Raw genomic sequence first — 25,651 nt, 5'->3', positions numbered from 1 at the left:
CCGAAGCGGAAGGTTGTGACGGTGCGAGCATCATCGAACGGTGACCCGGGCGGCGAGCAGGCGAAGATCACCCCGCCGAAGAAGTGGGCGGCCGGAGTCCCGGCGGTGGCGCACGCGGTCGAGTACTCCCTGGGGGAGACAACGGCCCGCCGTACGGCACTGAACCTGCTCGACATCAACCAGACCGAGGGCTTCGACTGCCCGGGCTGCGCCTGGCCGGACCCCGCGCCGGGCGAACGGCACAGGAACGAGTACTGCGAGAACGGCGCCAAGCACGCCAACGACGAGGCCACCACGCGGCGCGTCACTCCGGAGTTCTTCCGGCGCCATTCGGTCTCCGAACTGGGGCGGGCCTCGGACCGGTGGCTGAACCAGCAGGGCCGGCTCACCCGGCCCATGGTGAAACGGCCGGGCGCGGATCACTACGAGCCGATCAACTGGCACGACGCCCTGGGCCTGATCGCCGACGAGCTGCGGGCCATGGACTCCCCGGACGAGGCGATCTTCTACACCTCGGGCCGGGCCGGCAACGAGCCCGCCTTCGTTCTCCAGCTCTTCGCCCGGGCCCTGGGGACCAACAACCTCCCCGACTGCTCCAACATGTGCCACGAGTCGAGCGGCGCGGCCCTGCACGAGACGCTGGGCATCGGCAAGGGCGATGTGAGCCTGCTGGACATCCACCACGCCGACCTGGTGCTCACCGTGGGACAGAACCCGGGAAGCAACCACCCCCGGATGCTCTCCGCACTGGAGGAGACCAAGCGCGGGGGTGGGCAGATCGTCGCCGTCAACCCACTCCCCGAAGCGGGCCTCATCCGCTTCAAGAACCCGCAGAAGCCGCGCGGGGTGGTCGGCCGGGGTACCACCATCGCCGACCAGTTCCTCCAGATCCGGCTGGGTGGCGACCTCGCCCTCTTCCAGGCGCTGAACCTGCTCCTGCTGGAGGCCGAGGACACCGCGCCGGGGACGGTGCTGAACCGGGAGTTCATCGACCAGCACACCAGCGGGTTCGAGGAGTTCGCCGCCCACCTTCGTGCCACCGTCTCCTGGCCGGACGTCCTGGCGGCCACCGGTCTGACGCGGGAGCAGATCGAGGAACTGCGGGACCGGGTCCTGGCCAGCGAGCGGATCGTCGTCTGCTGGGCCATGGGACTCACCCAGCAGAAGCACGGGGTGCCCACCATCCGCGAACTGGTGAACTTCCAGCTCCTGCGGGGGAACATCGGCCGGCCCGGCGCCGGCGTCTGCCCCGTACGCGGACACAGCAACGTCCAGGGCGACCGGACCATGGGGATCTGGGAGCGGATGCCCAAGGAGTTCCTGGACGCGCTGGCCCGCGAATTCGCCTTCACCCCGCCCGCCCACCACGGGCTGGACACGGTTGCCTCCATCCGGGCGATGCTGGAGGGCCGGGCCAAGGTCTTTCTCGGTCTCGCGGGCAATTTCGTACGGGCCGCCCCCGACAGCGACCTCACCGAGAAGGCGATGCGCAGGTGCCGCCTCACCGCGCACATCTCCACCAAACTGAACCGCTCCCACACCGTCTGCGGCGACACCGCCCTGATCCTCCCGACCCTCGGCCGCAGCGAAAGGGACTGTCAGAACGGCGAAGAGCAGTTCATCACCGTCGAGGACTCCATGAGCCAGGTGCACGCCTCGTCCGGCCGCCAGGCCCCGGCATCGAGTCACCTGCTCAGCGAGGTCGCGATCCTCAGCAGGCTGGCCCGCCGCACACTCGGCGACAAGGTGTCCGTCCCCTGGGAACACTTCGAGGCGGACTACGGCAACATCAGGGACCGCATCGCGCGCGTCGTGCCCGGCTTCGAGAACTTCAACACACGGGTGCGCAAGCCCGGCGGCTTCGCGTTGCCGAACCCCGTGAACGAGGGCGTCTTCCCCACCCCCAGCGGCAGAGCACTCTTCACCCGCAACGCATTCGAGGCGCTGAGCGCCCCGGAAGGACACCTCCTGCTCCAGACGCTCCGCTCCCACGACCAGTGGAACACCGTGCCCTACACGACCGACGACCGGTACCGGGGCATCCACGGATCCCGCCGGATCGTGCTCGTCCACCCCGGGGACCTGCGCGCCCTCGGGCTGAAGGACGGTGCCCAGGTGGACGTGGTCGGTGTCGCGCAGGACGGCACCGAACGACGTGCCGAGGACTTCCGGCTCGTCTCCTACCCCACGCCCCCCGGCTGCGCCGCCGCCTACTACCCCGAGGCCAATGTCCTCGTACCTCTGGACAGCGTGGCGGACACCAGCAACACACCGACCTCCAAAGGCATCGTGGTCCGTCTGGAACCACGGGGGCCGGTGGCGCCGCGCAGACGATGAAACGGGCCGTCAGTAGCTGACCGGCAGTGCGAGCAGGCCGCGGGCGCGCAGCGACGGCCGCCACTTCAGGCCCTCCGGCGGGGTGCCGAGGGCGAGCCCGGGGAAGCGGTCGAGGAGCGCGGCGAGGGCTACCTCGGTCTCCATGCGGGCCAGGGGCGCGCCGAGGCAGTAGTGGATGCCGTGACCGAGGGCGAGGTGACCGGTGGCGTCACGGCCGATGTCGAGGCGGTCGGGCTCGGTGTAGCGGTGCGGGTCGCGGTGCGCGGAGGCCAGCGACAGCAGGACGGTCTCACCGGCCGGAATGCCGACGCCGCCGATGGTGATGTCCTCGGTGGGGAACCGGCGGATGGCCAGGGGCGCGGGCCCGTCGTAGCGGGCCAGCTCCTCGACCGCGCCGCTCAGCCGGCCGGGGTCGGCGCGGAGCGCGGCCAGTTGGCCGGGGTGGCTGAGCAGGGCCAGGGTGGCGTTGCCGATCAGATGGACCGTGTTCTCGTACCCCGCGAACAGGATGAGGAAGACCAGGGACATGAGCTCGTCCTCGCTCAGCCGGTCCTCGTTGTCGCGTACGGCGATCAGGTCGGAGACCAGGTCGTCGGCGGGGGCGGCCCGCTTGTCGGCGACGAGCCGGGTGAAGAAGGCCAGCATGGACCGGACGGCTCCCTTGGCCAGGTCCGGCCGCGCGGGGTCCGGGGCCACGAGGGCATCGGTCCAGGACCGGAAGTCCTGCCGGTCGTGCGGGGCCACGCCCAGCAGATCGCAGATCACGGTGATCGGCAGCGGCGCGGCGTACGAGGCGATCAGGTCGGCGCGGCCGAGCGGTGCGATGGCGTCCAGCAGCAGGTCGGCCGTCTTCCTGACGGGTTCGCGCAGGAGGGCGATACGCCGCGGGGTGAACGCCTGGGACACGAGACGCCGGATCCGGGTGTGGTCGGGCGGGTCCATGTTCAGCAGGTTGGCGTCCAGCGCCGGCGGCAGCGCCATCCCCTGGTAGCCGCCCGGTGCCGCGTTGCGCTTGTCCAGGGAGAGCCGCGGATCGGCGAGGGCCTGGCGTACGTCGTCGTAGCGCGTGACCAGCCAGGCCGGCAGCCCGTCCGTCCCCGCGACGCGGTGGACGGGCCCCGCCTCGCGGAGCCGCGCGTACGCGGAGTACGGGTCGGCGGTCAGCCGGGCGGTCACCTCGGGGTCGAGGAGGGGCGGCGGAGCGGGAGTTGAGTTGGGCATGGCCTCCACCCTAGACAGCGGGAGTCTGCACCGCGGCGCGCAGCCGGGGACCGGCCGCCGCGACGCCGGCCGGTGCCTCCCCCCGCTGGAGGGAGGCACCGGTACCGGCGCTGCCGGTCTCAGAGCTTGCGAGCCCGGTTCTCCGACCGCGCCGAGGCGACGTCCGCGCGCAGGGCGGGCAGTCCGTCGTACAGCGTGGCGCCGGGGCAGTCGGTGACGAGCCAGTCACGGTGACCGCTGATCATCTGGACGTCCTTCGTCACGCCGTTGACCGGGTTGACGAAGGTGACGGCGGCCTGCGGATCGAAGCCGTGGTACTCGGAGAGCGCCGCCAGCAGCCTGGTGAGCGACTTCCGGGTCTCGGGCGTCGGCGACTGGTCGGTGAACGTACCCAGCAGCGCGATGCCGAGGTTGCCGGAGTTGAAGCCGGCGGCGTGGAAGGCGGTCACCATCTTTCCGTCGGCGTCATGGGCGGGCATTCCGTCCGTGCCCGAGTAGCGCCCCTCGTAGACACGGCCCGCCTCGTCGATCAGGAAGTGGTAGCCGATGTCGCCCCAGTCGTTCTCGATCGCGTGAAGGTGGTAATACGCCCGGATGGTGGCCGCCGGATCCGAATCGCCGTTGGCGCCCGCCGTGTGGTGCACCGTCAGGGTCTGGGCCGGGTAGTAGGTCCCCGGCGAGTTCTCGCTGCCATCGGCCTTGAAACGAAGGGACTCGTCGGCGCCCCACCCCGCCCGGGTGATGTAGTCGATGCCGAGGAACTGTCCCGTCGTGCTGGTGACGGCGCGTTCGACGGCCGGTCCGTCGACCGTGTCGATGGCGGTGGAGCGCGTGTCGGTGGCCCCGTCCGGGAACCGCAGCTCGTACCCCGCCGCCCCGTTGGCCGGAACCAGCACGCTGACGCGCCCCGACGACGCGGGGCCGTCCGCGTCGGCGCCGGCCACGCACGTCGGCCGGAGCGCCGTCCACGCCCCGCGGTTGCCGTCCTGTCCCAGCAGTCTGATGCCGGCGCCCCGCTGGGGCCCGCTCCAGGTGACGCCCACGTACTGGATGGGGAAGTCCGCTTCCACGGCCCGGGCGGCGGCGCCGACGACGGCCTTCGCGCGGGTGCCGGGTACGCGGACCGTACGGGCGGCCTTGGCGGGCACGGCCGGGAGGAGCGTCGGCACGGCGGCAACGCCCGCCGCGACGGCGGCCGCTCTGAAGACGGTGCGGCGCGTCAAGGAGAACGGAGGGGCCATGCTGGGTCCTTTCGAATGGTCGACAACCATGCGAACCCGGCGTTCCGGCCGGGTGGGGCCGCTCGGCGTAAGCGGCCGGCGGCGAAGCGCGCACGCGCCTCGTCGATCGCTGGCGACACCCTAACCTCAAAGCGGTGGTGGGGAGTTGCTCCCGCGCGGTGGCCGCGCGACGGCCCGCACGACCGCCCGTGTGGCGGCCCGCGCGGTTGCCCCCGTCGCCCCCGTGGCTGCCCGCCCGGCCCCGGCGGTACGGCCGGCGGGGCCGCGTCGCGACGAGGAGCGCACCACCGGAAACATGTTGGTGATCCAGTCGGCGCACGTCTCTTGACACTGGTTTTCGGCCGCGCCGATACTCGACGGCAACGTTCACGTGAACGTTCACGGACCCACGACGATGTCGCCCAGAGCCCCGGAATCACCCGCCGACATCGTTGTCAGGGTTGCCAGCTTTGTCAGCGTGGTCGCGTAGCGAGTTGTCGACGCTGTTCACGATCTTCCCCACCCCGTCAGCGGGCCGGGCCGGCGCACCCCGGCCGAGCCGTGCCCGGAAAGCGAGTGCGAGCCCATGGAACACCGAACGATGTCCCGCAGGCGTCTGCTGGGGGCCTCCCTGGGGGGCGCGGGCGCCGCCCTGCTGGGGCTGCCGGGATGCGGGGCGGGCAACGGCTCGGCCTCCGCGGGCACCGACCATCTCAGCATCTGGTACTGGAACGGAGCGCTGAGCGAGAAACTCCTCGCCGCCTCCGGGCGGTCGGTGCCCGGAGTGCCCGGGCTGAAGGTGAAGGGTTCACCGATCGCCGGCGACTACAAGTCGAAGCTGCGCACCAGCATGGCCGCACAGGCCTACGTACCGGACCTGGCCTGTGTGAACTCCGGTATCTCCGAGTTCTTCCCGGACGAACAGGAGTTCCTGGACCTGCGGGACCTCGGCGCTGAGGCCGTCGAGGACCAGTACCTGGAATGGAAGTGGAAGAGCGGCATCAGCCCGACCGGCCGGCTGATCGGCTTCCCGCTCGACGCGGGGCCGACAGCGCTCTACTACCGCCCGGACCTCTTCGGCAGGGCGGGACTGCCCACCGAGCCGGGAGAGGTCGCCGAGGCCACCTCCACCTGGGAGAAGTACCTCTCGGTGGGCCGGACCCTCAAGGCCAGGGCGCCCGGGAAGCCGTACCTGGTCTCGCAGATCAGCTACGTCTTCCGGATGGTCCTCTACCAGAGCCCGCGGCAGTTCGTCGACGCCGACGACCGCTTCATCGGCGACCAGGAGCACGTCAAACACGCCTGGGACGTGGCCGTGGAAGCACACCGCCAGGGACTCAGCGCCGGGTTCCTGGACAACCAGCCCGACTACAACGCGGCCGTCAGCGGCGGCCGGGTCGCCTCCCTGCTCAACGCGGTGTGGGGGATCAACGGCCTCAAGAACGTGGCGCCGAGGACCTCCGGTTCCTGGCGGCTGACCGCGATGCCCGGCGGGCCGACCAACTACGGCGGCTCGTACGTGGGCGTCACGCGCTACTGCCGCGACCCGGAAGGGGCGTTCGCCTTCCTCAGGTGGATGCTCGGGCCCGAGAACCAGCTGAAGAGCTATCAGGAGATGGCGCTGTTCCCCACGACGCCGTCCGTGTACACCACGTCGGCGATGCGCGCACCCGATCCCTTCTTCGGTGGTCAGATCCCTGTGGACGTCTTCGGCCCGGCCGCCGAGAAAGCCCCGGTCATCTACTCCAGCCCCTACGAGGCGACCGCCAACACCCCCGTCTTCCAGGAGCTGACCAACGTGGAAACGCTCGGCAAGAACCCCGACAAGGCCTGGCGGGACGCCATGAACGCCGCCGAGACCGCGCTGTCCCAGCGGGGGGTGAGCTGACATGGCCACCGTAGCGGAAGCCCCCGAGGCCCCGGCTGCCCGCAGCGGCAAGGGACCGGCCGCCCGGCCCGCCCGCGCCGGGGGGCCGCCCGGGCGGTGGCGGCGCCACCTGCCCCCGTACCTCGCCATCTCCCCGTACTACCTGCTCTTCGCCGTCTTCGGGGCCTTCCCCGTGTTCTTCTCGCTCTACCTGTCCTTCCAGGACTGGGACGGCATCGGCGACATGCGCTTCGTCGGGCTGCAGCAGTACGACTGGCTGCTCCACGACCCGGTGTTCTGGCACTCGATCCTCAACACCTTCGAGATCTGGTTCTTCTCCACGGTGCCGATGCTCCTCCTGGCCCTGGGGCTCGCCTTCCTGCTCCATTCGCAGGTGCGCTTCTCCGCCGCCTACCGGGTCGCGTACTTCATCCCCAACGTCACGTCGATGGTCGCCATGACCATCGTCTTCGGCTCGGTCTTCGCCCAGACCGGCCTGGCCAACTCGTTGCTCAAGGCGGTCGGGGTGGATGGCGTCGGATGGCTGAGCTCGGACCTCGGCATCAAGGCGGCCGTCTCGATCATGATCATCTGGCGGTGGGTCGGCTACAACGCCCTGATCTTCCTCGCCGGTATCCAGGCCATTCCCACCGAGCTCTTCGAGGCCGCCCGGGTCGACGGGGCGAACAGCCGGCAGGTCCTCTTCCGGGTCGTGGTCCCGCAGTTGCGGCCGGTGATCCTGTTCGCCGTCATCACGTCCACCATCAACGGCCTGCAGATCTTCACCGAGCCCCAAGTGCTCTTCTACTCGGACGACCCGGGATCCACCGGCGGTCCCGGCCAGGAAGGTATGACCATCGTGCTCTATCTGTGGCAGAGGTCCTTCAACGACCTCCAGTTCGGTTACGGGGCCGCGATGGGCTGGCTCCTGTTCGCGATCATCGCGCTCTTCGCCGTCATCAACTGGCGGCTGGTGTCGGGCTCCGACCGTGACGGCCGGCGTGGCTTCACCCTGCGCAAGGGGGCCCGCAATGGCCGCTGACCCCACGGCCTCGCACGCGGGGCTCGCCATCGGCGCCGGCAGCAGGGCGGCCCGGATCTGGGTCCGTGTGGCCCTGCTCCTCGGAGTGCTGGTCTCGATGTTCCCCTTCTACTGGCTGGTGGTGATGGCCTCGGTCACCAGCCAGGACATCCTGAGCTATCCGCCCACACTGGTGCCGGGCACCCAACTGCTGCACAACATGCAGGAGGTGATCCACCGCATCGACTTCTTCACCTCGCTGTTCAACACCGTGGTGGTCGCCGTGACGGGCACGGTCCTGGTGCTGTTCTTCGACTCCCTGGCCGCCTTCGCCTTCGCCAAGTACGACTTCCCGGCCAAGAAGTTCCTCTTCGGCGCCCTCATGGCGACGTACATGATCCCCGCGCAGCTGTCGCTGGTGCCGCAGTTCGTCACCATGGCCGAGTTCGGGTGGGCCGGCACGCTGAAGGCGCTGATCATTCCCGGCGCGGCCAACGCCTTCGGCATCTTCTGGATGCGCCAGTACGCGCAGAACTCGCTGCCCGACGAACTCCTCGACGCCGGACGGATCGACGGCGCGGGCTTCTTCCGGCTGTACGCGCGGATCGCGCTGCCCCTCTTCCGGCCCGCGCTGGCGTTCCTCGGCATCTTCACCTTCATCCAGATCTGGAACGACTACATCTGGCCGCTGGTCGTCCTGGTCAACCCCGACCGGCTCACCCTCCAGGTCGCCCTCGCCAACCTCAACGTGGCCTACAACACCGACTACGCCCTGGTGATGGCGGGGGCGCTGATGAGCGTCGTCCCGCTGATCGTCGTCTTCCTGATCGGGGCACGGCACTTCCTGCGGGACCTCGCCGCGGGGGCGACGAAGATGTGAATGCCCGTGGAACCGGACGGCGGGGACGTGGAATCGCTCCCGTTCCCCCTCCGCGAACTCCGCGAAATGCCTGGCGCCGGAGCCGTTGTGACCGGCTACAGTGCACAGCGTGTGGGCCGACAACCAGCAACGGGAGCCACGATCGACGAGCCTGACGGCCCTCACCACCGGGCCACGATCCACGATGTCGCGCGACTGGCCGGGGTATCACGACAGACGGTCTCCCGGGCGGTCAACAACAAGGGAGAAATCGACCCGGCCACGAAGGAACGGGTGCTGGAGACGGCCCGCCTGCTGGACTACCGGCCGAGCCGGTTCGCGCGGGGCCTCGTCCGCAAAGGGGCGGTGACCGCGGGTCTGGTGATCCCGGACCTGATGAACCCGTTCTTCCCCGAGGTGGCCGCCGGTGTGCTGGAGGCCGCCGAGCAGCGCGGCTGGCAGGTGGTGGTGTGGGACACCCGCACCGACGACGCCAGGGAGCGCGAGGCCCTCGACGTACTGTCCCACCAGACGGACGCGGTCGTGGGCTACTTCAAGAACGAGGACGACGCCCTCGCCCGGCACCTCGGCGGCGTACCGCTCGTACTGCTGGAGCGCGGCCCGCAGCAGACCCGGTTCGCCGCCGTGGGCATCGACGCGGCCGCCGGACTGGCGCAGGGCGTCGCCCACCTGGTCAGCGCGGGGCACCGCAGGATCGGCATGCTGGACGGCGACCGGCCGGACGCCCCCGGCCCCCGGCGGGAGGCCTTTCTGGCCGAGGCGCGCCGGCACGGCCTGGCGCTCGACCGGAGCTGGGTCGTGCTGTGCCCCGAGCACAGCGTCGCGGGCGGCGAGGCGGGTCTCGAACGGCTGCTGGAGGTACGGCCCGAGATCACCGCGGTCTTCGGCTTCAACGATCTGATCGCCGTCGGAGCGATGCGCGCCGCCCGGCGGCACGGCCGGCGCGTACCCGACGACCTCGCCGTCATGGGGTTCGACGGGCTCTCCCTGGGCGAACTGGTGGAACCCGCGCTGACCACCCTGCACCTCGACAAGCGGCAGCTCGGGCGGCTCGCCGTCGAGCAGGTGGCCCGGCTGCGCGCGGGCGAGGAGCCACTGAGCGGCGCGGACGCCTGGGTCCGCCCGGAACTGGTGGTCCGGGGCTCGGCCTGACCGGGTCGTTCCGCAGCCGCGCCTCCCACCCGGACGGGGCCTCGCGACGACCCGTCCGGGTGGGGACCGGCACCCGTCCCCGAACGCCGCGCGGCGGGCCGGAGGTGGGGTGAACACGCGACGGCCCCCGGCGCGGCCCTCCACCCGAAGCGCGCGCGGCTCCGTACGCTCGGCCGGGTGGACGCCGTCTTCTCCCTCATCCTGCTCCTGCTGTTCGCGTGGGGCGTGTGCGCACAGAAGGTGGCGCGCGTCGAACTCACCGCCCCCGTCGTGTTCGTGGCCGCCGGATTCCTGCTGCACCACGGGTTCGGCACGGACGAGCTCGCGCCGTCGCCGGCGACGGTCAGGACACTGGTGGAAACCACCCTCACCTGGGTGCTCTTCACCGACGCGGCACGGCTCTCCCTCCGGTCGCTGCGTCCGGACCTCGGTCTGTACGCGCGCCTCCTGCTGATCGGACTGCCGCTGTGCATCGGACTCGGCACCCTGGTGGCGCTCGGTCTCGTTCCCGGTGTGTCCGGCTGGGCCGCGCTCTACCTGGGAACCGCGCTGGCTCCCACGGACGCGGCGCTCGGCGCCTCGATGATGAACAACCCGGCGGTTCCCGCCCGGATCCGCCGGACGATCAATGTGGAGAGCGGTCTCAACGACGGCATCGCCACCCCCGTCGTCGTCCTGTCACTCGCCGGTCTGGCCGCCGCCGGGGGAGGCGCGGGGCATGAGGGGGCCGGCGGCGCCCTTGTGGAACTGCTCATCGGCCTGGTGTACGGGGCGGCGATCGGTCTGGTCTCGGGCCTGCTGGTGCGCTCCGCGCTGCGCCGGTCCTGGACGGTGGAGAGTTCCGCGGGAACCGCCGTGCTGGCGCTGGCCCTGCTCTGCTACACCTCGGCGATCGTGGTCGGCGGCAACGGGTTCGTCGCGGCCTTCGTCGCCGGGCTGGCGTTCGGAACGGCGTACGGAGAAGGCGCTCCGGAGTGGCAGCTCGCGTTCGTCGAGCAGTCGGCGTCGGTGCTGTCCCTGCTGGTCTGGCTCATGTTCGGGGCCGTCATGCTCCCGGCGGCGCTGGAGCATCTGACCTGGCAGGCCGTCTGCTACGCGGTACTGAGCCTGACGGTGATCCGGATGGTGCCGGTGGCGCTGGCCCTGCTGGGCAGCGGGCTGGACCGCAGGACCGTGCTGTTCGTCGGCTGGTTCGGGCCACGCGGGCTCGCGTCCGTCATCTTCGGGCTGCTGGCCGTCGAGGAGCTCGCGCCCGCCGCCGCCCGGGTGGTGGTGCCGGTGGTGGTCTGTACCGTTCTGCTCAGCGTCGTGGCGCACGGCCTCACCTCGGGTCCGCTCGCCCGGTGGTACGGATCGGCGGTACGCCCGGACGCCGGGGCGGGCCGGCGACCGCCCGCGGACGAACTGCCGGTCAGGGGACTGGCGGGGAGAGCCCCGCGCCCCGGTGCGTGAGACACGCCCGCGGCGCGCTCGCCGGACGAGGCCGCCGGGCGGCGAAGGTGCCGGCCCGCGCGTCGGACGGCCCGGGCGCCGCCCGCCGGATCAGGCGGCCTGCGCCGCGACCCGGCCCGAGGCGACGGCGTCGACGAGCGCCTGGTGATCACGCTCGTTCTGGTCGGCGTAGGACTCGGCGAAGCGCACGAGCGCCCGGTCGAACACGTCCCCGCGTCCCAGATAGGCGGCGATGGCGATCCGGTCGCCGGAGCGCGCGTGGGCACGGGCGAGCGTGGCGCCGCACAGTTCGCCGAAGACGCCCATGCCGCGCGGCACCATGTTCGACGGTTCCGCGATGCCCTTCCAGTCGCGCAACTGCCGTACGTAGAAGTCCCGTTCCTTGCCGTCGGGCGCGTGCACGTGTTCCCAGCCGAGGAAGATGTCACTGGCCGCCTGCATCAGGCGCTGGCCGGTCACGACCCGCTCGCCCTGCGTGCTGAACTCGCTCTTCCCGGCGTAGGCGGCGAGCACCGACTCGTCGGCCTCCTTCGCCTGGAGGAACAGCGGGTCCCCGCTGTCCCGGCCCACCAGCAGGATGATCCAGCAACGGGTGCCGACGCTCCCGACCCCGACCACCTTCCGCGCCACGTCGACCAGGGCGAACTGCTGGAGCAGATGCCGGTGGTCCGGCCGCAGGGTCCTCCCGTACCGCGAGATGAGGTCCCGCATCATCCCCTCGAGCTCGGCCCGCTGCAGGTCCGGCAGCAGGTCCGTCATCGGCATGACGACCGGGGGTACGGCGACGATCCGCCGCCGCCCCTCCACCACCCGCGTCAGCTTCCCGAAGGCCTGGAGACTGTCCCGGGTGCGTGCCTTCGCCAGGGCCCTGGACACCTGCTTGCGGCCACGCTGCCGCAACCGGCCGGAGGCCACGGCCTCCAACTGCGCCGCGTCGGCCTTCGCGTACCAGACGGCGAGTTGGGGCAGCCCCGCGAGGCGGCGCATCTCCTCGCGGTAGGACCGGACCGTACCCCGTACGATCGCGGCGCGCTCCGCGGCCGTGTAGCCGTTCTCCCGCCCCGCGATCACCATGCTGGCCGCCAGCCTCTTGACGTCCCACTCCCAGGGGCCGGGCAGCGTCTCGTCGAAGTCGTTGATGTCGAAGAGGAGGTTGCGCTCCGGCGACGCCAGCAGGCGGAAATTCAGCAGGTGCGCGTCGCCGCACAACTGCGCCCGCAGCCCGGAGGTGGGGGTGCGGGCCAGATCCTTCGCCATGATCGCGGCCGCGCCGCGGTAGAAGCGGAACGGGGACTCCGTCATCCGGCCGTAGCGGATCGGTACGAGTTCGGGCACGCGGGTCGCCGACTGCGCCTCGACGACGCTCACCGGGTCCGTGCGGCGCGGAGCCGGCTCGAACGCCTCATGGGCGGAGCGGGGCGCCCGGGCCCGTGCCGCTCTGCCCAGCGCCGCGCTCTCCTGGGGAGAGAGCCATGGTCCGCCCTGGATGTTCGTCACCGCTTCGCCGGTCATCGGAAGCCTCCTGGAGGACGGGGCACGTGATGGTCCGTACCTCAAGCCTCGCAGCTTCGGGTTCACCCGGCATCCTCCGCACCGGTCCCCACGACCGGCCCCGGCCTCAGCGGGCGATCTTGTCCAGGTGAGCAGAGAATGAGTGCGAGGAATCCTGTCGCGGCAGAAGGGCTGATCCTGATGTCGGACGAGAGAGCCGAACGCGTCGCGGATTTCATCAAGCCACTACGGGTGAAACCGGGGTCGAAGGTGCACCTGGACCGGGACTTCGATCCTCGCTACAAGGCCGGGATGAAGAAGCGGGACGGGATCGAACTGCTGCGGACCGGGGTGTCGCTGCTGGCCGAGTACCAGGAGCGGCTGGCCGCGCAGGACACGTACGGTGTGCTGTTCTGTCTCCAGGCACTCGACGCCGGTGGCAAGGACGGGACGATCCGCCATGTGATGAGCGGCGTCAACCCCCAGGGCGTACGAGTCAGCAGCTTCAAGGTGCCCTCCGCCGAGGAACTCGACCACGACTACCTGTGGCGTTACGCCCAGCGGCTGCCCACGCGCGGCGAGATCGCCATCTTCAACCGCTCGCACTACGAGGAGGTTCTCGTGGTGCGGGTCCACCCCGAGAACCTGGTCCGGCAGAAGCTGCCGGACGGCACGCGCGGGCCGGGGATCTGGCGGCGGCGCTACCGGGAGATCAACCACTGGGAGCGTTACCTCACGGAGAACGGGTTCAAGGTGGTGAAGGTCTTCCTGAACCTCTCCAAGGAGGAGCAGCGCACCCGCTTCCTGAAGCGGATCGACCTGCCGGAGAAGAACTGGAAGTTCTCCGCGGCCGACGTCCGGGAGCGGCGCCGGTGGGACGACTACCAGCACGCGTTCTCCGAGACGCTGTCGGCCACGAGTACGAAGTGGGCGCCGTGGTACGTCGTGCCGGCGGACCGGAAGTGGTTCGCGCGGATCTGCGCGGCGGCGGTCCTCGCGCACACCCTGATGGACATCGATCCTCACTACCCCGAGGTGGCGGAAGAGGCGCGGAAGGACCTGCTCGTCACCAAAGGGGAGCTGGAACGGGAGGCCCCTTCCGGGGCCCCGGCCGATCCGTACGCCGATCGGCATCCGTCGGCCACGCGGGCCGCCGGGAGCGGAGCCCGGAAGAAGAAGCGCGGCTAGGGCTTTCGGACCGCGCCGACTTCGCCGCCATGAGCGAGGACGAGCAGCCCGCCCGCATCGACGGCATCGGTGTGGTGGGGCGCGTCGCGCCGGAGCACAAGGTGCTGCTCGCCGACACGCTCAAGAAGAAGGGCCATGTCGTGGCGCAGGTGCTGTGGATCCACTTCGTGGTCAATGCCTCGTTCGGCTTCGCGCTCGGCTTCGACCGGGAGAGCCCGGGGCTCATGCGACGCAGGCCGCGTCCGCGAGGGGAGCCGGTGCTCACCCGGCCCGTACGGGTCACGGTCGGAATCGGCGGGCTGGCGATCACCGTCGTCCTGCTCGGACTGATCAAGCTCGGTCAGGCCCATTTCGACAGCGTCGGGACCGGTCGGTCGATCGCGTTCACCGCCCTCGCGCTCCTGCTTCTGTGGGAACTGGGGAAGCTGCCGGCCCGACGGTCGAGAGCCACGTGACGCGGGCGGCGGGGGCGGATCCGTTCGGCATGTTCCGGCTTGGTGAATTCATCGCGTGGATACATTGACCAAGCGCCCTCACATTGTGAGGAAAGTGTTTCCGGCCCACGGAAATCTTCACCCGACAGGCACAGTTGGGATAGTGCGGGAGTCCGGTCGTTGAAGCGTGGATGATCTGGTCTACTATCTCGGGGCCACCTCTTCCCCCGTGCGACCGGACACTCGGCGGGGCAACGGTGGCGTGGTCGCGCGGTGAAAAGCGGCCGATATTCTCGGAAAAGGAGCCCACCGCTTCTCCGGAGAGTTTCTCGGCTCTCCGTATCAGTGTCTGGAAGAAGGGTGTCAACATGGGCCTCTCGTTACTGCGACGGGGGAAGTCGAAAGCGGGCGGCAAAGCGACGGATGTGCTGTCCCGGATACCCCTGACGGCCGGGGCGCTCGCCCTGGAGGTCGGCCAGCCCAACGGTCACCCGATGGACGGCGCCGAAATCCAGGTGAAGGCGAACCACACCGGACACGTGGTGATGAAGGGCCGCACCGATCCGTACGGCACCTTCACCGTCGGCCTGCCCACCGGACGGTACTCCGTCCTGGTCATGGCGGACGGGCTGCTCCCCACGCAGCTCACGGTGGACGTCGACGCGGGCCGGCAGAGCCACTTCCGGGTCACGCTGGAGCACTCGCGCCCCCTGGAGCCGCCGCAGCCGGGTATCTGGCTCTTCGACCCGCCGCACACGGCCGTCCGGTTCATCGCGCGCCATGTCGGGATGGCCAATGTGCACGGCCGGTTCACCCGGTTCGACGGCGGAGTGCGGGTCGGTGAACGGCCGGAGGACTCCTACGCCGAGTGCACCATCGACGCGGCGAGCATTACGACCGGAAACAATACGCGGGACACCCATCTCCGATCCGCGGACTTCCTGGATGTGGAGAACTATCCGTACATCCAGTTCGTCAGCGAACGCTTCCAGCGTCATGCGGGCAACAGGTGGACCGTGCACGGCAGCCTCACGCTGCACGGAATCAGCCGCACGGTCAGTCTGGAGACGGATTATCTCGGATCCGTGAATGGCGGTTACGGAGAAGAACTCCGCTGCGCCGCCAAGGCACGGACGGAACTCCACCGCGAGGATTACACCCTCAACTGGAGTTCCATGCTGGCCAGGGGTATCGCGATCGTGGGGCCGACCATCCAGCTGGAACTGGACATCCAGGTGATGTTCCGCTGCGACGAGACGCCCACCCCGCCGGAGTAGCCGGCGGGGCGGGGCGCCTCGGCGGACAGCCGTCGCCACGCGGGTCGGCCGACGGGCCGGCCCCGTGCCGTCCGTGCGGTTCCTACGTGGCGCGCGGAAGGGCGAGGGCGGCGGCCAGTTCGCGCCACTCGGCGCGCGGCAGGCCGCCGGCCTGGTCGTGCGTCAGCACCTGGAGTGCGACATGGTCCGCGCCCGCCGCGCGGTGGGCGTCGACGCGGGCGCGGACCGCGTCGGTGTCGCCGAGCGCGAACAGCGCGTCCAGCAGCCGGGCGCTCCCGCCGTCCGCGAAGTCGTCGTCGGTGAAGCCGAGGCGCACGAGATTGCTCGTGTAGTTGGGCAGCTTGAGGTAGAAGGAGAGCATGGCGCGCGCGGTGGTCCTGGCCCGGTCGGCATCGGTGTCCAGGACCACGCCCAGTTCGGGCGCCAGCAGGGCGTCGGGACCGAGCGCCGCCCTCGCCTGAGCGGTGTGCTCCGGCGTGACGAGGTACGGGTGCGCGCCCACCGACCGGTCGCTCGCCAGCGCCAGCATTTTCGGGCCCAGCGCGGCGAGCACCCGGCTCCGGGCGGGCACCGGCTCGGGGGCGGCGTCCAGCGCGTCGAGATACGCCACCATCGTCGAGTACGGGCGTGCGTACCGCGGGGTCAGCGCGTCGTGGCTCACCCCGAGCCCGAGGACGAAGCGTCCCGGCGAGGCCCGCTCGACCGCGGCGACCTGCTCCGCGACCGCGGACGCCTCGTGCTGCCAGACGCTGAGGATGCCGGTCGCCACGGTGATCCGGCGGGTCGCCGCGACCACGGTCCCGGCCTCCTCGACGGAGGGGCTCCCACCGACCCAGATCGTGCCGTACCCGAGTTCGTCCAGCTCGGCCACGGCCTCCGCGACGCCTCCGGTGTCACCCGGGGCGGGACGGTGCAGGGCGGAACTCCAGATGCCGATCGGGCCGAAGCGGGCGGTGTGGTCAGAGGTGTCGGAAGTCATGTGACGCCCAACGGGGGCCCGCGCCCGTCCTATTCCGGCCCCGGCGACAATTGACCCGTTCGGCCCCCTGCCGGCGGTACGGGACGGTGCGAGCCCCTCCGTTCCGAGAGGTTCTAGCTAGTGCCGCGACCGGCAATGTTTGCCCGGGGCGAAGCGTGCCGGGAGGGGCACTAGCGTGCCGGAGCCAGCGCCGGGAGGGACGGGGCCGACGCGGGCGCGGCGTGCGCCTGGGGGCGGGCCATGCCGGTGGGGCCCGACGGCAGGCAGGCCTGGAGCGCGGCCACCAGCCGCTGGACGTCCTCCTGCGGCCGGACCACCAGCCGCAGGAACTGGCTGGTGCTGCCCAGCTTGTTGCCGCACTCGCGGATGAAGACGCCGTACTGGGTGAGCATCCGGTCCCGCAGCGCCGCCCCGTCCACCCCGTCGGGCAACTTGACCAGCAGGAAGTTCCCCTGGGACAGGAAGACCACCAGATCGGGGACGGCGGCGAGGGTCTGCGCCATGTTCGCCCGGTCGCGGGAGAGCAGCGCGAGGGACTGGTGGTACTCCACCCCGTACTCCTTGAGCATGAAGACGACGCTCTCGGCGAAGGAGTTGAGGTTCCACTTGGGCAGTGCCTTGCGCACCTTCGCCGCGAGCGCCGGGTTGGCCACCAGATAGCCGAATCTGATGCCGTGCAGCCCGAAGTTCTTGCCGAGGCTCTTCAGCACGATCACGTTGGAGCGGATCGACGCCTCGTCGGCGACGGACGGAGCGCGCTCCGCGTCGACGAAGTCGATGAACGACTCGTCGACCACCACCAGGTCGAGGTCGGACAACTCGTCGAGCAGCCACACCACTTGGTGCCGCTTCAGATAGCCGCCGTCGGGGTTGTTGGGGTTGCAGATCACCGCGACCCGCGACCCCCGCTGGCGGATGAACCGTACGTACTCCTGGAGGTCGAGGGTGAAGTCCTGCTCCTCCTGGAGCGGGAACATGTCCACGCGCTTGCCGGTCTCCAGCGGCTGGTCCGTCCAGCGCCCGAAGGTGGGGATCGGGATGGCGAGGCTCTCGCGGACCAGCAGGTGGTCGATCCAGGTGATGAGCTCGGTCGAGCCGTTGCCCATGGCGACCGTCTGCGGGTTGAGGCCGAGCACGGAGCACAGTTCGGCGGTGACGGTGTCCGCGTCGCTCGGGTAGTACTTGAGGATCGACTCCAGGGACCCCTGCATACGGCCGAACATCTCGGGCGTGGGGAAGTAGGGGTTGCACGGGATGCAGAAGTCGACGCGCTGCTCGTGCGCCGTCTCGGCCCTGCGATAGGGCTCCTGCCCTGACGGGGCCGCCGGCCCGTTGTCCGGCGACAGGCGGCTCAGCATGGCCCAGGACGGACTGTGCGCGGTGGCACGCAGGAGGCCCGTTTCGAGGGGCTGGGACATGGAGGAGGTCTCCTTACGGTCGGTGCTTGCGAGGGAGGCGCGCGGTGATCAGCGGGCACGCCGCCTGAGCATCACGAAGATTCCGATGCCCACGACCGCCATGACCCCGCCCACTGCCACCGGCAGGTACTCGGACGGAGATGCGGCGGACACGGGGACGGCCTGGGGAGCGGCGGCCGCGGGCACGGGCTGGTCGGCGGGGGGAGTGGCGGCGGAGGGAGCGGCGGAGGCGTCCGGGGACGGTACGGCCGCCGCCTCGGGGGAGGACGGTGCGGCGGAGGTCGCGGGCACCGGGTCCGCGACGGCGGTGGGGGACGCCGGCGCGGTCGGGACGGTGGGCTGCCCGGGGAGGGCCCGGCCCGAGGAGGCGCCCGTCCCGGCGGCCGCGCCGGAATCGCCGGAGCCGCCCGCGGCCTCGGGGAAGACGACGTCGGAGCACGAGTAGTACGTGTCCGGGGTGCTGGTGTTGCGCCACACCGTGTAGAGCACGTGCCGGCCGGTACGGTTCGACGGCAGCGTGCCCGACATGCGGTACGCGCCGTTCACGACCGGCGGGTCCGTGACCGTCATGAAGGGCTGCGGGGCCAGATCGGACCAGCGCAGCGGAGTGGTCGGGTCGTATCCCTCCCGGGTGAGGTAGAGGCTGAACGTTCCCGTGTGCGGGATCGTCGTGCGGTAGGTGAGATCGAGACCGGCGCCGGGGGTCAGCCGTGTGGCGGGCCAGTCGGCGCGGGCGAGGTCGAGACCCCGGTACGCGTCGAGGCCGCCGCTGCAGAGCCGCCCGTCCGGCACGAACTGCTGGTCCCTGCCGTTGACATCGGCGATACGGAGGTTGTCCCACGCCTCGAACGTCTGCCCGCCGTTGGCGGCGACGGCCGCCTGACAGGCCGCGGTCGACGCCGCCGCACCGCCCTCGGGGCCGCACGCGGCGGTACGGCTCAGCGGGTCGGTCGGCGCGCCGTGCGCGTACGCCGGAGTCGCGGTCAGCGCCGCCGGCACCGCGAGCAGCAGTGGTAAGACACCGGTGACGACGGCGGCGGTGCGATGGCGGAACATCCCTGACAGACCTCCTCGGCGGGCCCCGACAGCCTTGGCCCCAGCAGCGTGCTGTCTATTACGGCCGGGGCCCACCGGTTGTTCAGCGAGATGCCAACGATCTTCGGGAGATATCTACAGGACTCTTATGTCCGCAGGTCAGAGTCTGATTGGCGGCCCACCTTCCACTGCGGCAGACGGGCATGACGCCTCGGTGACCGCCCGGGTGGGCCGGTGGGGGCTCTGATACGGGACGTACGCCCTGGGCCGACATGGCTCCGCCATGATTGATCACCCGGGTGGTCTTCGAAGGACCGGCATCCCCGTACGGTATGCCGGTCGGGCCCCGTGTCCCGGCGCGCGCCGGGCGGCGAGGACGGCGTCCGCCGCGGCGTGCAGGTCGCGGTCGGGCGTGCCGTCGCACACCTGCGTGGAGACGCCGAGCAGGAAGCCATGGATCAGCCGTGCAGCATCAGGGCGACGGCCTCGCGCCGTGGACGGCCGCTCCGCGGTCCCGCCCGCCCAGCGCCCCTCCGCTGTCGGATTGTTCTCACTCGGCTACCTGCTGGGCGGAGCCCTCGGCCCGGCCCTCGCCACCGCGCTGGTCCTGAGCTGGCGACGGGCCCCACGGAGAAGCGGTGGGATCCTCTCCCTCGAAGACCATATTCCCCCTCAGTGTTCAACACCTCTGGAGAATCCACTGTGCGAGTCAAAGCCTTCGACCACATCGTCCTCAACGTGACCGACGTTCAGAGGGCACTCGACTTCTACACCGGCCCCCTGGGCCTCACCCCCGAGCGCATCGAAGAGTGGCGGGCGGGCAAGGTGCCCTTCCCGTCCGTACGCATCGACCAGAGCACCGTCATCGACCTGTTCTCGCGCCCGCGCGGCGAGTCGAACGTCGACCACATCTGCCTGGTCGTGGACCCGCTCGACTGGCAGGAGGTCATCGACGCCGGAACCTTCGACGTCGTCGAGGGCCCCGTCCCGCGCTGGGGCGCCCGCGGCACGGCGCAGTCCGTCTACGTCAAGGACCCGGACGGCAACACTGTCGAGCTCCGCTGGTACCCGCAGGACAACGTCTGATTGAGCGAGCCTCGCGCGAACCACACGAGGCAGTTCGGCCGGGGCGGGCGTAGGCGGAGTCCTTTTGAAAAGTTCGGCGTCAGCGGGCTGGAATAGGCTCACCGCATGGTGCAGAGCAGTGCGGAAAACGTCGACGGGTATCTGGCCGAGGTGCCGGAGGGGCGCAGGGATGCCCTGACCAGGCTGAGGCAGTTGTGCCAGGCCGAGCTCAAGGGGTTCGACGAGGCCATGGCGTACGGCATGCCCTCCTACGCGCGGGAGGGCGCCGCCGAGATCGCCTTCGCGAGTCAGAAGCAGTACATCTCCTTCTACCTCATGAGGAGCGATGTTCGGGAGGCGTTCAAGGAGCGGCTGACCGGGCAGGGCATGGGCAAGGGCTGCCTGCGGTTCCGTAAACCAGGGGACATCGATTTCGATTTGGTGCGAGACCTGCTGAGGGCTGTTGCGGCTGCGCCGGGCAAGATCTGCTGACGGCTGATCAGTGGGCGCATCAGAACCGGTGTTGCCCTGGCCGCCGGCGACGGGGTGCAAGCCCCGGGACCGGCGGCAGGTCTTCGACGGGATGTGGTGGCGGGCACGGACCGCCGAGCCGGATGACCACGCCATCGGCCGCTCACGTGGCGTCAGGCCCTACAGTAGGAGGCGAGCGGCTCGCGCGGCTCGGTGGTGATCCGGGACAGTTCGGCGGTCATGGCATCGCTCTCCGGTCTCGTGGGGCTCCCACTCTATCCACCACCGGTCAACCGGAGAACCGGCCCGCGCTTCACTGTCCGGTGGCTCATGGGCCTGATCAACAGGACCACGTGTGGCAACAACCCCTCGGATCCGCCCGTGGGCCGGGGCTCGGGGGACGTCCGGGCGCCGCCACGGAGCGTAGGATTTGCAGTGTGAATCCGCGACTGACTCTGCTCAGTACGGTGGCACCCGGTGCCCCGGAAAGCGAAGTCTTCCGGCTGGCGCTCCAGCACGCGTCAGGTGAGCTGTGCGCTCTGGGCGGAATGATCCATCTGTGTGGTCCCACGTCCGCGTTGTGCCTGGCGTCCGCGGTTGGTCTGCCACCCGCCCTCACCCGCTCCTGGGAGATCATCGATCAGGAAAGCCTGCTGGCCCCGGCGCGTGCCCTGCGCCAGGGCACTGCCGTATGGCTGCCGCCGCTCCCCGCCGAAGCCGCCGGCACCGAAGCCGCCGACGTCCCAGGGCCCGGCACGGGCCTGGCCGCCCTGCCGGTGTCCGGCGGGGGCCGCATCGCAGGCACCATCACCCTTCTGACAGGCGACCGGGGCGAACCCACCCCGGAGCAGTGGGATTTTCTCCGGGCCGTCGTGGCCTGGACCGAAGAGCACATGGCCCAGGCTCCGAAGCTGTCCGACTCCGCGCCGAAGGAGCCCGATGGTGACCAGCCCTGGCAGGAAGTGCCGGGCCTCAGGGTCGGCTGGTGGGACTGGAACCTCCAGACCGACGAGCTGATCTGGGACGCAATGGCCATGGAGTTCTACGGCAGCAGACCGGCCGACTTCACCGGCAGGATCCAGGACTGGATGCACGTTCTCCACCCCGACGACCTGGCACCGACGCTGGCGGAGGCGCAGCGGGCGATCCGTGACCACTCGGTGTACGAGGCCGCGTACCGGGTACGGCGTCTGGACGGCACGTACGGCTGGTCACGGGCCCGCGGTATGCCGACGTACGACGACCAGGGCCGGCCGCTTCGGATGGTCGGCGTGAGATGGGAGAGCAGCGAGTCGCCTTCCGCACGGGACGCGCTCAGCCGGGCCCTTCGGCAGATGAGCGACGGTTTCCTGGCGGTGGACCCTGAATGGCGCATCATCTTCACCAACCTGGAAACGGAACAGGTACTGGGATTCTCCCAGGAGCAACTTTTCGGGCGTGTGCTGTGGGACCTGCCCGCCGCACAGCGGATCCAGGGCCTGGAGAGCCGTTGCCAGAGGGCCGCCGCCGAGGGGAAACCCACCAGCTTCGACGTGAGCATGCCGGACACGGGACGTCGTTACCGGCTGCGGCTGGTCCCGGGCCCCGTGGGCTGCGCCCTCTACCTGACGGATGTCACCGAGAAACTGCGTCTGCAGGAGGAGCGCCGGGCGGCCGAGGGTGCGGCGTCCGAGCGAGCGGCCCAGATCACGGAACTGACCGCGGCGCTCGCCAAGGCGATGACCTCACAGGACGTGGTGGACGCGGTCGCGCAGCGGGTGCTGCCGCCGTTCGACGCCGTCGGACTGATGGTGCAGGCCATCGAAGGAAACCGGCTCCTCAATGTCGGGTCCGTCGGCTACGCGGACGACTTCCTCGACCTCGTGAACGCCCGAGCCGCGGTCGGCACCAGCCCGTCCTGGAGTGTCATCTCGTCCGGAGCACCGGCATTCCTGTCCTCGCCGGAGGAGTACGTCGCGTACGCGCCTGCCCACGCCGACCTGCCCGGCATCGCCAACAAGCAGGCGTGGGCGTTCCTGCCGCTGACGGCGTCCGGTCACACGTTCGGGGTGTGTGTCGTCTCCTTCGACCGCCCGCGTCGGCTCACCGACGACGAGCGTTCGCTACTGACCACGATCAGCGCCCTCGTCGCACAGGCCCTGGAGCGGGCCCGGCTCTACGACGCCGAGCGCATCCGGTCCCGCGAACTCCAGCGCAGCCTGCTTCCCACCGGCCTGCCCGACCTGCCCGCTTGCGTGACCGCCGCGCGTTACCTCCCCGCCGGGCAGGGCATGGACGTGGGCGGTGACTGGTACGACGTCATCCCGCTCTCCAGCGGCCAGGTCGCCCTCGTCGTCGGCGACGTCATGGGCCACGGCCTGCCCGAGGCGGCCACCATGGGCCGTCTGCGCACGGCCGTCCACACCCTGGCCGACCTCGAACTGCCCCCCGACGAAATCATGGGGCACCTCAACGACATCGTCGGCGACATGGGCGAGGAGTCGTACGTGACCTGCCTGTACGCGCTCTACGACTCCACCACCCAGGTCTGCTCCATCACCCACGCCGGGCACCCGCCCCCGGCCCTGGCGCACCCCGACGGCACCGTGTGGTTCCCGGAACTGGGCGCCGACCCGCCCCTCGGGGCGGCCGAGCCGCCGTTCGAAACGGTCGAGTTTACGCTGCCCGAAGGCACCCTGGTCGTGCTCTACACCGACGGCCTCGTCGAGTCGGCGAAACGCGACATCGACGAGGGCATGGCGGACCTGGTCCGGCTCCTGCGCACCGCCCATGAGGACGGCACCGACGAGGACTTGGAGCGCCTCTGCGACACGCTGACGGCCGGCCTGCTCCCCGCCGAGCACCAAGCGGCCGACGACGCGGCACTCCTCGTCGCCCGCCTCCACGCCCTGAACGCGGACAGGATGGCTTCCTGGCCGCTCACCGAGGAGCCGAAGGCGGCGAGCCTGGCCCGCCGGCATGTTCGCGAGCAACTCTCCGCCTGGGGCCTGGAGGACCTGACATCCACCACGGAACTGCTGGCCAGCGAGCTGGTGGGCAACGTCGTACGTCACGCCAAGGGCCCGGTCAGCCTGCGTCTGCTGCACGGCGCCGAGCTGATCTGCGAGGTTTTCGACGGCAGCCTCACGATGCCCCGTATGCGCCGCGCCGCGGACACCGACGAAGGCGGCCGCGGGCTGCAGCTGATCACGGTGCTCTCGCAACGCTGGGGCACCCGCTACACGGCGAAAGGAAAATGCATCTGGACGGAGCAGGCCCTGCACGGCCCGGACGGCCGCGGGAGCCAGCCGTCCGATGCCCTGGAGCTGATGTTCCCGGGCACGGACGGATTCGACAGAACAGGCGGATTCGACGTGGACCGGAACGCGCCCTCCTTCAGGGAGGGGGAGCAGTAAGGGCTGCTTCGGGGCCGCTTCCGGGACGGCGAAGCTGTCCGGTGACACCCTCCTCCCGCAGAACGTGGGCGAGGGCATCGGCCTCGACGGCAATGTCCTGCTGGAACCCGATCCGCCGGACCATGAGAAGGCCCTCGTCAGCGCCTACGAGCGGGCCGTAGCCGGCACGGTCCACGACGCGCCTGTGGGCCGTGCCGGTTCCTGGACGCCTCAGAGCAGGCTTCCGTTGTCGCGCATGGGCTCGCGGACGAGTGCACCGTCGATGGCGCGGTAGGCGACGTCCTGCTCCAACGAGAGGAGCGTGGCTGCCGCGGCGGCGTGACCGTACTCGAAGCACTGTGCCGTGACGCGTGCCGAGGCGAGAGCTTCGTGCTCCGCCGACAGGCAGCGGCCGGCCACGATGATGTGTTCCCCGCCTGTCGGGACGAGCGCGCCGTAGGGAACCTCGTAGGAGTCGTCGAGCAGCCAGTGGAGCTTCGGCCGGTCGCCGGTGTGCAGCTCGATGGGCCAGGGGGAGCGGACCACACCGTCAGGCCGCTTGCGGCAGGAGAGGACGTCGTCGTTGGTGAGCGTCTCGATGCCGACGATGCTGCGGGTCTGCCGGATGCCCGCCTCCGTGCCGGTGTCGATGACGTAGGCGTTCTCGCACCCGGGGACATGGCGGCGAAGGAAGCGGGCGTAGTCGCGTACCTGGCGGCGGCCGGTGGTTTCGGCCTCGGTGAAGTCCTCGGGGTCGATGACGTTGAGCATCCGGCCGTCCCGGCCGCTGAGCCGGGTGGCGTTGACCAGAAGCTGGCCCGGCCGGGTGCTCGGGAAGATCCAGATCTTGGAGCGGGGCAGCTCCAGTCCCTCGTCCCGAGCACGTTCGATGGCGGTGGTGACATGGGGCGGGCAGATGGTGTCCGTGCCGTAGAAGCCGAGGTACCGGTCCATGTCCACGCCTGCGATGCGGAAGAACATGGTGGGGTTCTGGATCACGCCGTTGTCCCCGAAGTACGTGGCCAGTCCGGCGCGGGCGGCGACCGCATCATCCCCCGAGGCATCGATGGTGCGGGCGGCACGCACGATCGACCGGCCTGCGTTGGACTCCAGGACGGCGCCGAGGTGGCGGTCACCGTCGAGGAGGACGCCGACTACGGAGGTGTGCAGCAGGAGGCGCACTCCTGCTGTGGTGAGCAGGTCGTCGGCGGTTTCCTTCCAGATGAGGGGGTCGTGCGCCTCGGTGTAGGTCTTGCCGTACTTCTGCGGGGCCGTGAGTCCTCCGCGCCGCAGGAGCTCGGCGCGGAAGCGGCCGGTGAATCCCTCGACGACCCGGGCCGAGGGGCCGCCGTTCTCACGGGCGAGGTAGGAGCCGCAGATGGTGCCCGACAGGCCGGCGACGGCGGCGCCCCCGCAGAAGCCGTACTTCTCGACGAGCACGACCGAGCACCCCGCCTCGGCGGCGACGGTCGCCGCGGCGACCCCGGCGGCACCGCCGCCGACCACCAGCACGTCGACGTCGGCGAGGACCGGCAGGCCGTCGGCGTCGGCGGCACCGGTACCGAGCCGCCAGCCGGGAAACGGATGAGCCTTGTCTCCGGCCATCGGTATCGCCCTCCTCATGAGTCGTCACGCACCGGGTAAGGGCGCCCCGTGAAGCGGGCGGGCCGCTTCTGTACGAAAGCGCTGATCCCCTCGCGCCCGTCGGGGGAGTCGAACAGCGCGATGAGTTTGTCCCGTTCGAACCGGAAGCCGGGCCCGGTGGACAC

Annotated in this window: 19 protein-coding genes and 1 pseudogene; 12 read left to right on the top strand and 8 right to left on the bottom strand. The window is 70.5% G+C overall.

Translation table 11 applies throughout. The features are described 5' to 3' along the window. The first annotated feature begins 21 nt into the window (after positions 1-21). Positions 22-2,337, top strand: coding sequence for an FdhF/YdeP family oxidoreductase (locus AB0P17_RS32945; protein ID WP_365816723.1), 2,316 nt, complete (start codon positions 22-24; stop codon positions 2,335-2,337). Positions 2,338-2,346: 9 nt separating this feature from the next. Here AB0P17_RS32945 and AB0P17_RS32940 read toward each other — a convergent pair whose 3' ends face one another. Together AB0P17_RS32940 and AB0P17_RS32935 are read right to left on the bottom strand one after the other, a co-directional pair. Continuing rightward, positions 2,347-3,558 carry a cytochrome P450 gene (locus tag AB0P17_RS32940; RefSeq protein WP_365816721.1) on the bottom strand — a complete coding sequence of 404 codons (1,212 nt, stop codon included), beginning with the start codon at positions 3,556-3,558 and terminating at the stop codon, positions 2,347-2,349. Positions 3,559-3,677: 119 nt separating this feature from the next. Further along, complete coding sequence (locus AB0P17_RS32935) at positions 3,678-4,799, bottom strand: peptidoglycan recognition family protein (RefSeq protein ID WP_365816719.1); 1,122 nt, start codon at positions 4,797-4,799, stop codon at positions 3,678-3,680. A gap of 580 nt (positions 4,800-5,379) precedes the next feature. On the opposite strand from AB0P17_RS32935, the gene AB0P17_RS32930 reads away from it, so the two are divergent. The 5 genes and pseudogenes from AB0P17_RS32930 (at position 5,380) to AB0P17_RS32910 (ending at position 11,150) form a co-directional block, all read left to right on the top strand. Further along, complete coding sequence (locus AB0P17_RS32930; RefSeq protein WP_365816717.1) at positions 5,380-6,666, top strand: extracellular solute-binding protein; 1,287 nt, start codon at positions 5,380-5,382, stop codon at positions 6,664-6,666. Position 6,667: 1 nt separating this feature from the next. Further along, positions 6,668-7,687, top strand: coding sequence for a sugar ABC transporter permease (locus tag AB0P17_RS32925; protein WP_365816715.1), 1,020 nt, complete (start codon positions 6,668-6,670; stop codon positions 7,685-7,687). Further along, entirely contained in the window at positions 7,677-8,546 is an 870-nt protein-coding gene (locus AB0P17_RS32920; RefSeq protein ID WP_365816713.1) for a carbohydrate ABC transporter permease, read from the top strand. Before AB0P17_RS32925 ends, AB0P17_RS32920 begins: the two co-directional genes overlap by 11 nt. A gap of 109 nt (positions 8,547-8,655) precedes the next feature. Then, positions 8,656-9,698 (top strand): annotated as a pseudogene (locus AB0P17_RS32915) (LacI family DNA-binding transcriptional regulator). A 177-nt stretch (positions 9,699-9,875) separates the two neighbouring features. Beyond that, complete coding sequence (locus AB0P17_RS32910; RefSeq protein WP_365816711.1) at positions 9,876-11,150, top strand: cation:proton antiporter; 1,275 nt, start codon at positions 9,876-9,878, stop codon at positions 11,148-11,150. 90 nt (positions 11,151-11,240) lie between these two features. On the opposite strand, the gene AB0P17_RS32905 is transcribed toward AB0P17_RS32910, so the two are convergent. Continuing rightward, complete coding sequence (locus tag AB0P17_RS32905; protein WP_365816709.1) at positions 11,241-12,662, bottom strand: DUF2252 domain-containing protein; 1,422 nt, start codon at positions 12,660-12,662, stop codon at positions 11,241-11,243. A 180-nt stretch (positions 12,663-12,842) separates the two neighbouring features. On the opposite strand from AB0P17_RS32905, the gene AB0P17_RS32900 reads away from it, so the two are divergent. The 3 genes from AB0P17_RS32900 to AB0P17_RS32890 all read left to right on the top strand — a co-directional run bounded on the left by AB0P17_RS32900 (position 12,843) and on the right by AB0P17_RS32890 (position 15,540). Beyond that, the gene (locus AB0P17_RS32900; protein WP_365816707.1) at positions 12,843-13,829 is read left to right on the top strand and encodes a polyphosphate kinase 2 family protein; all 987 of its coding nucleotides are present in this window, start codon (positions 12,843-12,845) and stop codon (positions 13,827-13,829) included. A 29-nt stretch (positions 13,830-13,858) separates the two neighbouring features. Then, positions 13,859-14,284 (top strand): cation transporting ATPase C-terminal domain-containing protein, encoded by a 426-nt coding sequence (locus AB0P17_RS32895; protein ID WP_365816705.1) that lies wholly within the window; start codon positions 13,859-13,861, stop codon positions 14,282-14,284. Between the two features lie 347 nt (positions 14,285-14,631). Continuing rightward, a complete protein-coding gene (locus AB0P17_RS32890; protein ID WP_365816703.1) occupies positions 14,632-15,540 on the top strand; it encodes a YceI family protein in 909 nt (302 codons plus the stop codon). 82 nt (positions 15,541-15,622) lie between these two features. On the opposite strand, the gene AB0P17_RS32885 is transcribed toward AB0P17_RS32890, so the two are convergent. The 3 genes from AB0P17_RS32885 to AB0P17_RS32875 form a co-directional block, all read right to left on the bottom strand. Beyond that, the gene (locus tag AB0P17_RS32885; protein ID WP_365816701.1) at positions 15,623-16,519 is read right to left on the bottom strand and encodes an LLM class F420-dependent oxidoreductase; all 897 of its coding nucleotides are present in this window, start codon (positions 16,517-16,519) and stop codon (positions 15,623-15,625) included. A gap of 170 nt (positions 16,520-16,689) precedes the next feature. Beyond that, a complete protein-coding gene (locus AB0P17_RS32880; protein WP_365816699.1) occupies positions 16,690-17,937 on the bottom strand; it encodes a histidinol-phosphate transaminase in 1,248 nt (415 codons plus the stop codon). Positions 17,938-17,985: 48 nt separating this feature from the next. Next, on the bottom strand, positions 17,986-18,993 hold the full coding sequence (locus tag AB0P17_RS32875) for a lytic polysaccharide monooxygenase (protein ID WP_365816697.1): 1,008 nt from the start codon (positions 18,991-18,993) through the stop codon (positions 17,986-17,988). Between the two features lie 681 nt (positions 18,994-19,674). Between AB0P17_RS32875 and AB0P17_RS32870 the strand changes: the two genes are divergently transcribed. The 3 genes from AB0P17_RS32870 to AB0P17_RS32860 all read left to right on the top strand — a co-directional run bounded on the left by AB0P17_RS32870 (position 19,675) and on the right by AB0P17_RS32860 (position 23,903). Continuing rightward, a complete protein-coding gene (locus AB0P17_RS32870) occupies positions 19,675-20,058 on the top strand; it encodes a VOC family protein (RefSeq protein ID WP_365816695.1) in 384 nt (127 codons plus the stop codon). Between the two features lie 105 nt (positions 20,059-20,163). Then, a complete protein-coding gene (locus AB0P17_RS32865) occupies positions 20,164-20,529 on the top strand; it encodes a DUF1801 domain-containing protein (RefSeq protein ID WP_365816693.1) in 366 nt (121 codons plus the stop codon). A gap of 416 nt (positions 20,530-20,945) precedes the next feature. Continuing rightward, positions 20,946-23,903: a SpoIIE family protein phosphatase gene (locus AB0P17_RS32860; RefSeq protein ID WP_365816691.1), complete on the top strand. Its 2,958-nt coding sequence runs from the start codon at positions 20,946-20,948 to the stop codon at positions 23,901-23,903. Between the two features lie 210 nt (positions 23,904-24,113). Here AB0P17_RS32860 and AB0P17_RS32855 read toward each other — a convergent pair whose 3' ends face one another. Both AB0P17_RS32855 and AB0P17_RS32850 read right to left on the bottom strand, forming a co-directional pair. Continuing rightward, positions 24,114-25,487 carry an FAD-dependent oxidoreductase gene (locus AB0P17_RS32855; protein ID WP_365816689.1) on the bottom strand — a complete coding sequence of 458 codons (1,374 nt, stop codon included), beginning with the start codon at positions 25,485-25,487 and terminating at the stop codon, positions 24,114-24,116. Positions 25,488-25,501: 14 nt separating this feature from the next. Beyond that, a complete protein-coding gene (locus AB0P17_RS32850; RefSeq protein WP_365816687.1) occupies positions 25,502-25,651 on the bottom strand; it encodes a hypothetical protein in 150 nt (49 codons plus the stop codon).

Source organism: Streptomyces sp. NPDC088124, from assembly GCF_040685895.1.
In the GTDB taxonomy this organism is placed as follows: Bacteria; Actinomycetota; Actinomycetes; order Streptomycetales; family Streptomycetaceae; genus Streptomyces.
The sequence above is the reverse complement of the archived record's forward strand: the minus strand, read 5'-3'. Positions and strand labels throughout refer to the sequence as shown.

Bases quoted from the DNA above. Each gene is read 5' to 3' on its own strand.
- AB0P17_RS32900 (WP_365816707.1), top strand. From the start codon at position 12,843: ATGTCGGACGAGAGAGCCGAACGCGTCGCGGATTTCATCAAGCCACTA.
- AB0P17_RS32880 (WP_365816699.1), bottom strand. From the start codon at position 17,937: ATGTCCCAGCCCCTCGAAACGGGCCTCCTGCGTGCCACCGCGCACAGT.
- AB0P17_RS32865 (WP_365816693.1), top strand. From the start codon at position 20,164: ATGGTGCAGAGCAGTGCGGAAAACGTCGACGGGTATCTGGCCGAGGTG.
- AB0P17_RS32935 (WP_365816719.1), bottom strand. From the start codon at position 4,799: ATGGCCCCTCCGTTCTCCTTGACGCGCCGCACCGTCTTCAGAGCGGCC.
- AB0P17_RS32890 (WP_365816703.1), top strand. From the start codon at position 14,632: ATGGGCCTCTCGTTACTGCGACGGGGGAAGTCGAAAGCGGGCGGCAAA.
- AB0P17_RS32905 (WP_365816709.1), bottom strand. From the start codon at position 12,662: ATGACCGGCGAAGCGGTGACGAACATCCAGGGCGGACCATGGCTCTCT.
- AB0P17_RS32940 (WP_365816721.1), bottom strand. From the start codon at position 3,558: ATGCCCAACTCAACTCCCGCTCCGCCGCCCCTCCTCGACCCCGAGGTG.
- AB0P17_RS32885 (WP_365816701.1), bottom strand. From the start codon at position 16,519: ATGACTTCCGACACCTCTGACCACACCGCCCGCTTCGGCCCGATCGGC.
- AB0P17_RS32875 (WP_365816697.1), bottom strand. From the start codon at position 18,993: ATGTTCCGCCATCGCACCGCCGCCGTCGTCACCGGTGTCTTACCACTG.
- AB0P17_RS32930 (WP_365816717.1), top strand. From the start codon at position 5,380: ATGTCCCGCAGGCGTCTGCTGGGGGCCTCCCTGGGGGGCGCGGGCGCC.
- AB0P17_RS32920 (WP_365816713.1), top strand. From the start codon at position 7,677: ATGGCCGCTGACCCCACGGCCTCGCACGCGGGGCTCGCCATCGGCGCC.
- AB0P17_RS32895 (WP_365816705.1), top strand. From the start codon at position 13,859: ATGAGCGAGGACGAGCAGCCCGCCCGCATCGACGGCATCGGTGTGGTG.
- AB0P17_RS32925 (WP_365816715.1), top strand. From the start codon at position 6,668: ATGGCCACCGTAGCGGAAGCCCCCGAGGCCCCGGCTGCCCGCAGCGGC.
- AB0P17_RS32855 (WP_365816689.1), bottom strand. From the start codon at position 25,487: ATGGCCGGAGACAAGGCTCATCCGTTTCCCGGCTGGCGGCTCGGTACC.